This window comes from Streptococcus pluranimalium, from assembly GCF_047785745.1.
In the GTDB taxonomy this organism is placed as follows: domain Bacteria; phylum Bacillota; class Bacilli; order Lactobacillales; family Streptococcaceae; genus Streptococcus; species Streptococcus pluranimalium_B.
Genome location: NZ_JBLOJT010000012.1, coordinates 17,246 through 28,525, shown reverse-complemented (window position 1 = coordinate 28,525; position 11,280 = coordinate 17,246). Strand labels below are relative to the sequence as shown.

The window sequence follows — 11,280 nt, the reverse complement described above, 5'->3', positions numbered from 1 at the left end:
TATTTTCGATCCCTAAGAACTGTCACATCTCGCCCCTCGTCTATCAGAAATTTTCTCCAAGCTTTTTCTTCAATCTCATCAAATATGGACCAAGCAACATGGTGAATCGTTCCCACACCCCATATATTGGCCGGTGATGCGAATTTCTCAATGAGCAGCTCCTCATATCTTTTCCCTGGAACCTTTAAATAAAAATGCTCTTCATCCTCACTTACAACAGCAAATCCCATAGTCTTTTCCAAAAATTCTTTTGAAGCTTGTGGCTGGCTAGAGTAAATACTAAGTCCATGAAAAGCTTTTATTTCAGGATTGTTTGATACTTCTGCCGAGGCAACTAATGCTAACTCAAGTTGGTCAAAATCGTTGAAATAAAGAGCTTTATGATGAAACCAATGACCTTTCTTAGTTTTGATACCAAAAGATTTTAGATGATTTTCCCAATAGTCTAGTTGGTTAATGAGAACCCTAAAAGCTATTTTTCCCACTTGACCACTCCCTTTGTGACCTGTTTGAAATTGTTGTGAAAAGAAAGTTATCAGTAGACCAAGCGGAGCCGATTGACTTCCAAAGTAAAGATGATAGCCGATTTTATCATCAAAATTGACTGTTTTTTTGACCAGCCGTAATCCAAGAATTTCCCTATAAAAAGTCAATACCTTTTCCAAATCGCCAACCATAGCACTAATGTGATGGATTCCCTAGTGGCTTGCATGATTACTCCTTTCTCTCCACTTTGTTTTAATATTATTTTATCACTAATTAGTTTTATTTTCGATTAATTGATAACTAGTTCCTTAAGCAGTAACTCTCCATGTATTTTTCTTCCTTTTTTTGGTAAAATAAAAAGGAATTAATAAATTAAGGAGTATTTTGTCATGGCACAAAAAAACGCCAACCCTCAAATGAAACTTTTTTCATTGACATCAAACAATGACATCGCTGAAAAAATTGCGGAAGCCTCTGGAATTCCTCTCGGAAAAGTATCTTCTCGTCAATTCTCAGATGGTGAGATCATGATTAATATTGAAGAGAGTGTTCGTGGAGATGATATCTATATCATTCAATCTACTAGTTTTCCAGTTAATGATAATCTTTGGGAATTGCTCATCATGATTGATGCTTGTAAGCGTGCAAGTGCCAACTCTATTACTGCTGTAATGCCATATTTTGGTTATTCACGTCAAGACCGTGTTGCTGCTTCTCGCGAACCTATCACAGCAAAGCTAGTAGCCAATATGTTAGTTGAGGCAGGAGTTGATCGTGTTGTAACCCTTGATCTCCACGCTGTTCAGGTCCAAGGATTCTTTAACATTCCAGTTGATAACTTATTCACTACTCCTTTATTTGCAGAACACTACATCAATAAAGGCTTCTCTGGAGAAGATATTGTTATCGTTAGTCCCAAAAATTCTGGTATTAAGCGTGCTCGCAGCCTAGCTGAATATCTTGATGCCCCTATCGCTATTATTGACTATGCTCAGGAAGACGATAGCCATCGAGAAGAAGGCTACATCATCGGTGATGTTTCTGGCAAAAAAGCTATTCTTATCGATGATATTCTAAATACTGGTAAAACTTTTGCGGAAGCAAGTAAAATTGTTAAACGCGGAGGGGCTACTGACATTTATGCTGTAGCCAGTCATGGTCTCTTTGCTGGAGGAGCTGCTGATATTTTAGAAGCTGCACCTATCAAAGAAATTCTTTTGACAGACTCTGTTTTGTCTAAAGAACGTGTGCCTCAAAACGCCAAATATATCACTGCTAGTGATTTATTTGCAGATGCTATCGTTCGTATTCAAGAAAGACAACCACTCAGCCCACTCTTTACATTTCATCACGACGAGGATTAAGATATTTTGATTTATTTGGATAATGCTGCAACTACTCCCTTAACAGAGACCGTTATTGCTGAAATGACAGCAGTTATGGCTCTTCAGTTGACTAACCCGTCTAGTATTCATGCACATGGACGATTAGCTAGTCAAAAATTAAGAGAATACCGACAGACCATCGCATCAGTGATGAAAACATCTCCAAATAATATTATATTTACCTCTGGTGGTACTGAAAGTAATAATACTGCTTTAAAAGGCTACGCTTTAGCTCATCAGCATCAAGGAAAACACATTATCACTTCTGCTATCGAACATCACTCTGTTCTCCATACCTTGTCTTACCTAGAAGAACGTTTTGGCTTTGAAGTCACCTATCTACAGCCAGTCAATGGTCTCATAGGTCCTGAAGAAGTTCGCTCTGCCTTACGTGATGATACGATTCTCGTCAGTCTTATGTACGCCAATAATGAAACTGGTGACCTCCTTCCTATTGCTGATATCGCTGCTCTATTGAAAGAGCATCCTGTTGCCTTTCATGTTGACGCTGTTCAAGTAGCAGGAAAAGTAGCTCTTGAGCCAGAAGAACTTGGTATTGATTTTATGTCCATATCAGGTCATAAATTTCACGGCCCTAAAGGCGTGGGTATCCTCTATCATCACCAACAACAGTTTGATTCTTTGTTACATGGTGGCGAACAAGAAAGCAAACATCGTGCGAGTACAGAAAACCTTATTAGTATTGCAGGAATGGCTAAAGCATTAGCAGATGCTCAAAACAATCTTACCAATAATTGGTCTAAAGTTAGTCACCTAAAAGAAACCTTCTTAAGGCATCTTGATGGACTGAGCTATTATCTCAATACTAATGAATTGGCTATGCCACATGTCATTAATATTGGATTCCCAGGTGCTAATAATGGCATCTTATTAACTCAACTTGACCTACAAGGCTATTCCGTTTCAACAGGCTCAGCATGCACCGCGGGAACTGTGAAACCCAGTCATGTTTTAGCTGCTAAATATGGAGATAACTCTCCAAGACTTCAAGAATCTATCCGTATCAGCTTTTCAGAGTTGAATACCGAAGATGAAGTGATCGGATTAGCGCATTTATTAAAATCATTATTAGGAGATAACTAATGGCTTTTGAACAATCCATTTCACTTAAAGACTGTCGCTACACTTATGCAATTGATCCCAACATCAAAAAATACGCCCTTAAAGATTTAACCTTTTCCGAAAATAAGGTTGGTCACCTTGAGTTTAGCCGTATCTTAGAAGAACTGCCTAATTCTGGTGTTGGTTTTCTCTTAAAAATTGTTATCCATAAAGATTTGACAGGTTTTAAATTAAATATCACTGATCAGTCTGGGCTCCGCCTCGTTAACATCTTTAAATCTGAAGATCATAAAATCCTTCAAGATAAGTTCTATTTCCTTATGGATAGTCTTATCGAACGTCATGTATTTACTAAAATAGAACAATAGGAGACTCGTATGCTAACTATCACTTACCTTAATGATGCTAAACAAGAAAAAGAAATCAGCTATGCTAATTACGATGCTTATCGTCAATCACAAATGGCTTGTATGATTGGTATTGCTGATCATTTCACTGTTACTAAAGTTATTTATAAGGATCAGACAATTGATTACACAGGTAACTTTGGCAGCCTCTTTTATGCCTTAGAAAAACAAAATCTCGATTAATAATCTCTTAAGAGAGTAAGATAGCTTTTTAGATTTTTAAGAAGTCATCTTACTCTCTTTTTTATGATAATAACTTATTCTCTTACCCTTTTGCTTGGACTTCCATGAATGAATAGTGTAGTCAAATGAATTAACTGTCAGACGAGATTGCGTATAAGACAAGCAAAGATTGTCCTACAGAGTACTGCGCGTTGCCAGTCACGATATGTCAAGGTTAATTCAAAAGACTATCATCTCAAACATAATACTTTTCTCTAAACTTCCTTAACTAAAAGGCGATATTAATAGGGGATTTAGTACTTTCATCTTAAAAAGGATTACTATAGCCATCTGTTTTATAACAAAAGTAGAGAATTCGACTAAGTTATAAGGATACCATCTTCCCTATAGCATCAAGTGTTTGCTAAAAACTACTGTCTCCAGATAAAGAATTGTCGGTTCCTTCTAAGCCCTACCTTATTAAGAATAGTGTAGAAATAATCACTTTAGACATCAATGAATCAAACCACAATAACTAATTTTTTCTTCTTCAACCACGATGAATTGATACACAGATCAAGTAAGATAGCACTCCATTTCGGTTAATCTCGCTTAGCAATTCCAGACATTAAAGTTGCATTTTTCACAAGGATTATTTAAAATAGGTAAGTAAAATGATTAAAACAAGTGATGTATTGTTTAAGCTCAAGATACATCTTAGAAAAGGAGACAGCCATGTCTGTTGAAAAAACTATTCCTAAAGCGACAGCCAAACGCTTATCACTGTATTACCGTATCTTTAAACGTTTTAACACTGATAATATCGAAAAAGCAAGCTCTAAACAAATCGCAGATGCTATGGGAATTGACTCTGCTACTGTCCGTCGTGACTTTTCTCATTTCGGTGAGTTAGGGCGTCGCGGATTTGGTTACGATGTCAAAAAACTTATGAATTTCTTCGCTGATATTCTTGATGATCACTCTACAACTAATGTTACTCTTGTTGGTGTTGGTAATATTGGTCGTGCCCTTATGCACTATCGCTTCCATGATCGCAACAAGATGCAAATTGCTATTGCTTTTGATCGTGATGATAATGACATCGTTGGAACAAGCTCTCCAGATGGTATTCCAATTCATGGCATCTCTACTATCAAAGAAACTCTCAAGGATACAGATATTGAAACGGCTATCCTCACAGTTCCAAGCCTCCAAGCCCAAGAAGTTGCAGATCAGTTAGTAGAAGCTGGTATTAAGGGAATTCTAAGCTTTTCACCTGTTCATCTATCTGTACCAAAAGATGTTGTTGTGCAATATGTTGATTTGACAAGTGAGTTGCAAACACTTCTTTACTTTATGAATCAAAAACAAAACTAGTCCATGACTAAGCAACCCATTATAGGAATAGCCGGTAACCGTCGAGTCAATCCTGAAAATGGTTTACTAAGAGACTATGTTCCTCATGGTTTTGTCGAGGGTCTAAAAAGGGCTGGTGGTTTACCACTCATTTTACCGATTTCTGATACTGACACAGCTCGGCAGTATATATCTATGGTTGATAAACTTATTTTACCTGGTGGCCAAAATGTTAATCCTGCTCTCTACGGGCAAGAAAACCAGGCTAAAAATAATGATGACTTCTTTGAAGAGCGAGATCTATTTGAAATCGCTCTTCTTGCTGAAGCTCTAAAACAACAAAAGCCCATATTCACTGTTTGTCGAGGAACCCAGTTGATGAACGTTGCTCTTGGCGGTAGCCTCCATCAAGATATTGAAAATCATTGGCAGGATGATCCCGCTGACTATTTAACACAGGAAATGCTTGTTAAAGAAAAAACGCCTCTTCGAGCTATCTATGGTGAAAGAAATACCATTAACTCATTTCACCATCAAAGTATTGATCATCTGGCTAGTGATTTAGAAGTCATTGCCCACGATCCAAAAGACGATACTATTGAAGCCGTCCAATATAAAAATCAAAAAGTGCCTTATCTAGGTGTCCAATGGCATCCTGAATTATTAATCAATAGTCGCCCAATTGACCAAAGCCTGTTTGACTTTGTGGTCAATGAACTCTAAAGAAGATCTGATTCTTCACGAAAACTGAAATAGTCTTTCTGTCCGATAATCAGATGATCTAAGAGTATTATGCCCATATCGTCACAACAACGTTTTAATTTTTCTGTAAAACGTAAATCATTTTCACTCGGTTCTACTGTACCAGAAGGATGATTATGCACTAAAATCATTGATGTTGCCATATTTTTACAAGCATAATGCAAAATCTCGCGAGGTTCAGCAACTGATCGTCTGACCGTACCAATAAAAATAGTACGCTGTTCAATAATATGATTTTGTGTATCAAGATAAAGAACGACAAGATGTTCTTGCTTCTCTCTGCCAATCTCTATCATCATCTTTCTAGCGACTTGTTGGCTGCCTGTCATCCTCTCTGAGCGTTTTTTCTCTGATGCCTGAATTCTTTTTGCCAACTCAAGCATGGCTTTTAGTTCTGTTGATTTAGCTTGTCCAATGCCATGAATTCCCTGAAGTTCTTGGAGTGATAGATCATGCAACTCTGCTAAACTATCAAGCTCAGACAAAATTGATTGAGAAAGAGCCATAACAGGCTCTTTTTTAGTACCTGTCCTTAATATTATCGCTAACAATTCTTGATTACTAAGTTTTTCAGCCCCTAATTGTACCAGACGTTCACGGGGTAATAAAGCTTCTTTTGGAATGGTAATGTTATACATACAATTGAACCTCTTATCATTTGATTATACTATCTATATATTCGTAAAATTATCAAAAAAACTAGTCAAAAAAGCTTAAAAACAAAAAATAGCTTAGAATGACGTTATCATACAACGTTCACTCTAAGCTATTTTAGATGATTTAACTATCAATAGAAAGGCTAAAATCTGAGTTTTTCCAATCTTCCATTGATTTTTTGTGATATTAATAATGCGGTGGTCTAACTTGTCTAGTAGGCACTTCTTGTTTCTTTTGTCTTGCTCTTACATTATCCTTAAGAACTTGATAGAGCGTTCCAGCAAGCGGCACAGCAACTAGCATTCCTGAAATACCACTAACAGCACCACCGACTGTTATCGCCAAAAGCACCCACATTCCTGGAAGACCGATTGAATTTCCAACGACTTTAGGATAGATGAGATTGCTCTCCAACTGTTGCAAGATGACTAAAAAGATAATAAAGAAAACAGCCGACTGAAACGATTCTGTAGCTATTAAAATAAAGCCAACTCCTGCACCGATAAAAGCACCTACAATTGGTATCAAAGCTGTAAAAGCAATCAATACTCCTACCGTAACAGCATAAGGAAAGCTTAGGATAAACATTCCAATCACAGTTAGCGTACCTAAAATAATAGCCTCTACTGTCTGTCCAACAAAGAAGTTATGAAAACGATCATGGAGAATCTCAGTTAAGTAAAAAATGTTTGACGCCCACTTACCTGTATAAACTTTGGTCAAAGTTCCTGCTTGACGAATTAAAGTTTCCTTATTTGCCAAAACATAGATAGAGAAAACAAAACTGACAAAAACGTTGATAATCGTTGAAGCAATGTTAGAAACAGACGTCAAGATATTTATTAAAACTGATAATAATTGCTGAATGATTTGCTGAGTATATTTAGAAACGGTTGAGCTGATATCTGAATGTTGACCAAAAATGTCCAATATTCGATCAATCACTTTATTATCATTAAGTTCCGAAATAATTTTTGAGACAGCATCTGTATCAACTTTTAAAAGTAACTGTAGACTTGATATTAAATCTGGAATAACAATTGAAAAAATCCAAACAATCACTAAAATAAATGTTAGATATGCCAAAAGCATAGTGATAGGACGCTTAAACTTTACTAGAAAGGGCCATTTGATGAATCGCTCAAACCATGTTTCATAAGGATACATCACAAGGTTAATAATATAAGCAATACCTGCACCAACTAAAAAGGGATTTAAAGCGTTCCAAAAAGTCCTAATCAGACTAGCACCATTTTCCCAATTTCGGTAAATACCAAAACAGAGAAAGAAAGTAAGGATAATATAACCTACTTCTTTTTTTGTAATTTTCACAATTTCTCCTTTAACTATCTAAATAAGGTTTCAACTGCTCAGCTATAATGGCATAACCTTTTTGACTTAAATGCAAACCATCTGTTGTAAACTCGTCAGCCAAGTTCCCCTCCTCATCCAATAAATAGGGATACACATCAATATATTCTGCTAGAAGTTGTCCTTCGAATTGACGATTTAAAACCTGAATATCATTGTTGTTTCGTATTTTTACCATTGTCTGATACTCCTTTTTATGACTGACTGGCAAGATCGACAAGAGATAGACCTTAGTCGCAATGGATTCAAACTGAATGGTCTGTAAAATAGTCTCAATATTTCTAAAGATATGCTCATCATCATAGCCAAAACCCAGATCATTCGTTCCAATTAAAATAAATAGCTTATCAGGTTCTAAGGCTAATACTTGTTCTTTAAGATGATCTTTCAGCCAATTCGTATCGGTCCCAGCGATACCTCTATTTAAAAGAACTTGCTCACGTCCCAAAAATTTCTTTAAGGGAAAAAATTCAATAATTGAATCCCCAGTGAAAACAACAGCATCTTTAGGATCTCGCTCATTAGCTGCTTGATAATATCTCAACTTTTGTTGGTGATATTTAGCTAACTCAGGTCTAATCACTTCAATCATTATTTCTACTCCTAGGCATTATAACTCGTTTCATTATACCCTTTTTCTTATAAAAAATCATCCCATAGTCAGTGCAGTATTAAGCAAAAAGGATTGACCTGCAATCCTTTCGACTTATTTGATTAACTCATAAATACCTTCTGCATAAATAGCAGCCGCTGTAAAGAGTTCTTCAACATCTGAAAATTCGTTAGCTTGATGCATGGTATCTATAGAATCTGGGAATAAAGCACCAAAGGCAACACCACGTTCTAAGAGTCGACCGAATGTACCGCCACCAATCACTTGCTCATGCCCTTTTAGGCCAGTATGCTTTTCATAAACACTTAGGAGTGTTTCCACTAATGGATCATCAGCAGATACATAGTGAGGTGCTTGTTCATGATCTGACAAGGTCACTTTTTCAACACCAGCAATTTTTTCAAGGCCAGCTTTAAGGACTTGGGCATCCGTTCCTTTAGGGTAACGGAAGTTAAGGGCAATAGTATTATCTCCTTCTTCTTTCAAGAATGAGAAGACACCAGCATTCATGCTAACAGAACCCATCTTATCATCTGTATGAGCTAAACCAAGTTTCTCAGCTTCAAAGTCTTCGTGAAGGATATTAGCTGTTACATCAATAAAATCACGGGCTGCAGCTTCAAATGCCAAATCTTGTAAGAATTTAGCAAGGAAAGTTGCTCCATTAACACCTTTATAAGGCATAGAGCCGTGGGCAGATTTACCATTAATCGTGATTGATACATTAGCGTCATTGTCTTGCGAAATCTCACCAGTCAAGTCATTATCAGCATTGAAGGCACGAAGTTTTTCAGACAAGTCTTCAAAATCAATATCCCCTGAAATAAGAGCTGTTGCTGATTCAGGAACCATGTTTTCACGAAGACCACCTTCAAATTTATGAAGGACAACAGCACCATTATTATCACCTGAGAAGTGAAGGTATTCTGTGATATTACCTTTTTCACCGTTAATGATCGGGAACTCAGCATCTGGAGAAAAACCAAAATCAGGTTTTGCGACACCAGCGTGCTCAAAGTAATAGTCCATATCAGCCCAACCAGACTCTTCATCAGTACCAACAACAAAGCGAACTTTTTTAGATACTGGAAGACCAAGTTCTTTGATGATTTTAAGACCATAATAACAAGCCATAGTTGGTCCTTTATCGTCAGATGCTCCACGCGCATAGAGACGACCATCTTTGATAACAGGTGTATAAGGATCAGTATCCCAGCCAGAGCCTGCAGGAACCACATCCAGGTGACCAAAAATCCCCATAACTTCATCGCCGTCACCAAACTCAAACTCACCAGCGTAGTTATCGATATTACGTGTCTTGTAGCCATCACGCTTAGCAATCTCTAAGAAAGCTTCCAAAGCCTTAACCGGACCAGGACCAAATGGATGCTTCTCATCAGCTTGACTATCGTCGCGCTCAGAATTAATGCTCAACAGCGCAATCAAATCCGCCATCATATCCTCACGACGTTTATCAACCTCAGCTTTAAAATCAATAGTAGACATAAACATACTCTCCTTAAATCTTATCGTTTCACCATTATACCATGAAAAGGGAAGGATTTCATGTATAACATCAGCCCTCTATTATTAAAATTAATGGGTTATTAAAGTTTTGAAAAAAGGTTCTATAAGACTATAGTGTGTAAATCCTCTGCGAAAGTTAGAAGGACTTTGACTATACACAAAACTCTAAGCAGGATATGCCTGTCAACGCAATCACTTCCTTACCGTGCTATGAAGAATCACTGGCGAATCTTACAAAAAGATAGTCGCAAACTATCTCTGGAGACATTCTATTCAAGGAGCTTTAGACAAATCTTAACCCCTCGGGAAGTCATTCAGTGAAAAGGCAACTCTTTTCTGTACAATTTTTATAAAGTGTTTTTTCGTTAAACGATCACTCGCCTAGCCATGGGTGTTTGGTAGTCGAGACTACTGTGTATGCGATGATGATTCCACCAGTGGACATAGTTCTTGGTTTTAAGAGTTAGTTCTTCAAGTGAATGAAATGTTTCTTGATGAATAAACTCCAGTTTGAAGGAATGGTAGGTACTCTCAGCTAGCGCATTGTCATAAGGACAGCCAGCTTGACTTAGCGGACGGATGATACCAAAGGCTCCTAAGACCTCATCAATTAGCTGATTATCAAACTCCTTACCACGGTCAGAATGAAAAAGATTGACCTTGGTTAAAGCATAAGGAATGCTTTGAATGGCTTGTTTGACGAGTTCTGCAGTCTTCTGCCAACCGACTGACAGACCAATGATTTCACGATTAAAAAGGTCAATAATCAAGCAAACATAAGCCCATCGCTGACCAACACGGACATAGGTCAAATCTGTCACAATCGCTTCCAGTGGTCTTTTTTGGTGGAATTTTCTGGCTAAGAGATTTGGAATAGGGGCTTCGTTTTTCCCTTTAGAATGTGGCTTTAAGCTAGCCTGCTGGTAAACAGATACGAGATTTACCTGCTTCATTATCCGACGAATTCGGCGACGAGATAAGATAATCCCATCTGTGGCCAGACATTGCTTGATCTTTCTGGCACCGTATCTCGATTGGCTCTCGAGGAAAATTTGTTTCACCTTTTCTTCAAGATCAGCTTCAGCTACCGATTCTGAGGCTTTATAGTAATAGCTGGAACGCGGGAGATTCAACCACCGACACATGGCTGAAATGCTGTATTTATCCTTGTTAGCAGTGATTATTTCTCTTTTTGTACCATAATCACCGCCGCTTGCTTTAGCTGCATTTCAAGTTCTCTATTTCGCTTTCTAAGGGCAATCAGCTCCCGCTGTTCATCGGTAAGATTATCAACCGATTTGAAGGAGCCCGTTGTTTTAGCTTGTCTCACCCACTTATCAAAGGTAGAAGGGGGTATATCATATTCTTTGATCAGCTCACTTCGTTTCATCCCTGCATTGTGAAGGTCAGCGATTTGTTGTTTAAAATTATCTGTAAAATGACGGCGTATTTTTCTAGACATAGAGTTCTC

General features: G+C 37.6%; 12 protein-coding genes and 1 pseudogene. 7 read left to right on the top strand and 6 right to left on the bottom strand.

Annotated features, from left to right (window positions below):
• On the bottom strand, window positions 1-653 hold a 653-nt coding region (locus tag ACMZ6U_RS03105; RefSeq protein ID WP_416106175.1), incomplete at its 3' end, for a ring-cleaving dioxygenase.
• Between the two features lie 222 nt (window positions 654-875).
• Here ACMZ6U_RS03105 and ACMZ6U_RS03100 point away from each other — a divergent pair.
• The 6 genes from ACMZ6U_RS03100 to ACMZ6U_RS03075 all read left to right on the top strand — a co-directional run bounded on the left by ACMZ6U_RS03100 (window position 876) and on the right by ACMZ6U_RS03075 (window position 5,602).
• The gene (locus ACMZ6U_RS03100) at window positions 876-1,850 is read left to right on the top strand and encodes a ribose-phosphate diphosphokinase (RefSeq protein WP_416106174.1); all 975 of its coding nucleotides are present in this window, start codon (window positions 876-878) and stop codon (window positions 1,848-1,850) included.
• A gap of 6 nt (window positions 1,851-1,856) precedes the next feature.
• Window positions 1,857-2,975, top strand: a complete 1,119-nt coding sequence (locus ACMZ6U_RS03095) for a cysteine desulfurase family protein (protein ID WP_416106173.1) — start codon at window positions 1,857-1,859, stop codon at window positions 2,973-2,975.
• Window positions 2,975-3,322 (top strand): DUF1831 domain-containing protein, encoded by a 348-nt coding sequence (locus ACMZ6U_RS03090; RefSeq protein ID WP_416106172.1) that lies wholly within the window; start codon window positions 2,975-2,977, stop codon window positions 3,320-3,322. Before ACMZ6U_RS03095 ends, ACMZ6U_RS03090 begins: the two co-directional genes overlap by 1 nt.
• A gap of 9 nt (window positions 3,323-3,331) precedes the next feature.
• Window positions 3,332-3,544 carry a DUF4649 family protein gene (locus ACMZ6U_RS03085; protein WP_416106171.1) on the top strand — a complete coding sequence of 71 codons (213 nt, stop codon included), beginning with the start codon at window positions 3,332-3,334 and terminating at the stop codon, window positions 3,542-3,544.
• Window positions 3,545-4,258: 714 nt separating this feature from the next.
• On the top strand, window positions 4,259-4,900 hold the full coding sequence (locus ACMZ6U_RS03080) for a redox-sensing transcriptional repressor Rex (protein ID WP_104967927.1): 642 nt from the start codon (window positions 4,259-4,261) through the stop codon (window positions 4,898-4,900).
• A gap of 3 nt (window positions 4,901-4,903) precedes the next feature.
• Entirely contained in the window at window positions 4,904-5,602 is a 699-nt protein-coding gene (locus ACMZ6U_RS03075) for a gamma-glutamyl-gamma-aminobutyrate hydrolase family protein (protein ID WP_416106170.1), read from the top strand.
• Here the strand turns inward: ACMZ6U_RS03075 and radC are convergent.
• From radC to pepV, 4 genes are all read right to left on the bottom strand, one after another.
• Entirely contained in the window at window positions 5,599-6,279 is a 681-nt protein-coding gene (radC, locus tag ACMZ6U_RS03070; RefSeq protein ID WP_416106169.1) for a RadC family protein, read from the bottom strand. The genes ACMZ6U_RS03075 and radC overlap by 4 nt on opposite strands.
• A gap of 205 nt (window positions 6,280-6,484) precedes the next feature.
• Window positions 6,485-7,630, bottom strand: a complete 1,146-nt coding sequence (locus ACMZ6U_RS03065) for an AI-2E family transporter (protein WP_416106168.1) — start codon at window positions 7,628-7,630, stop codon at window positions 6,485-6,487.
• 10 nt (window positions 7,631-7,640) lie between these two features.
• The gene (locus tag ACMZ6U_RS03060) at window positions 7,641-8,261 is read right to left on the bottom strand and encodes an SGNH/GDSL hydrolase family protein (protein ID WP_416106167.1); all 621 of its coding nucleotides are present in this window, start codon (window positions 8,259-8,261) and stop codon (window positions 7,641-7,643) included.
• Window positions 8,262-8,375: 114 nt separating this feature from the next.
• On the bottom strand, window positions 8,376-9,788 hold the full coding sequence (pepV, locus tag ACMZ6U_RS03055; protein ID WP_416106166.1) for a dipeptidase PepV: 1,413 nt from the start codon (window positions 9,786-9,788) through the stop codon (window positions 8,376-8,378).
• A gap of 210 nt (window positions 9,789-9,998) precedes the next feature.
• Here pepV and ACMZ6U_RS03050 point away from each other — a divergent pair.
• Window positions 9,999-10,127 (top strand): annotated as a pseudogene (locus tag ACMZ6U_RS03050) (ISL3 family transposase); the annotation flags it as partial.
• 47 nt (window positions 10,128-10,174) lie between these two features.
• Here ACMZ6U_RS03050 and ACMZ6U_RS03045 read toward each other — a convergent pair.
• Window positions 10,175-11,271, bottom strand: a protein-coding gene (locus ACMZ6U_RS03045) for an IS3 family transposase (protein WP_416106165.1) whose coding sequence is annotated in 2 segments (ribosomal slippage) — window positions 10,175-11,004 and window positions 11,004-11,271 — 1,098 coding nt in all. Because the reading frame shifts where the segments join, the coding sequence is not laid out codon by codon here.
• Window positions 11,272-11,280 lie beyond the last annotated feature (9 nt).

Bases quoted from the DNA above. Each gene is read 5' to 3' on its own strand.
- ACMZ6U_RS03100 (WP_416106174.1), top strand. From the start codon at position 876: ATGGCACAAAAAAACGCCAACCCTCAAATGAAACTTTTTTCATTGACA.
- ACMZ6U_RS03090 (WP_416106172.1), top strand. From the start codon at position 2,975: ATGGCTTTTGAACAATCCATTTCACTTAAAGACTGTCGCTACACTTAT.
- ACMZ6U_RS03085 (WP_416106171.1), top strand. From the start codon at position 3,332: ATGCTAACTATCACTTACCTTAATGATGCTAAACAAGAAAAAGAAATC.
- ACMZ6U_RS03080 (WP_104967927.1), top strand. From the start codon at position 4,259: ATGTCTGTTGAAAAAACTATTCCTAAAGCGACAGCCAAACGCTTATCA.
- ACMZ6U_RS03075 (WP_416106170.1), top strand. From the start codon at position 4,904: ATGACTAAGCAACCCATTATAGGAATAGCCGGTAACCGTCGAGTCAAT.
- radC (WP_416106169.1), bottom strand. From the start codon at position 6,279: ATGTATAACATTACCATTCCAAAAGAAGCTTTATTACCCCGTGAACGT.
- ACMZ6U_RS03060 (WP_416106167.1), bottom strand. From the start codon at position 8,261: ATGATTGAAGTGATTAGACCTGAGTTAGCTAAATATCACCAACAAAAG.
- pepV (WP_416106166.1), bottom strand. From the start codon at position 9,788: ATGTCTACTATTGATTTTAAAGCTGAGGTTGATAAACGTCGTGAGGAT.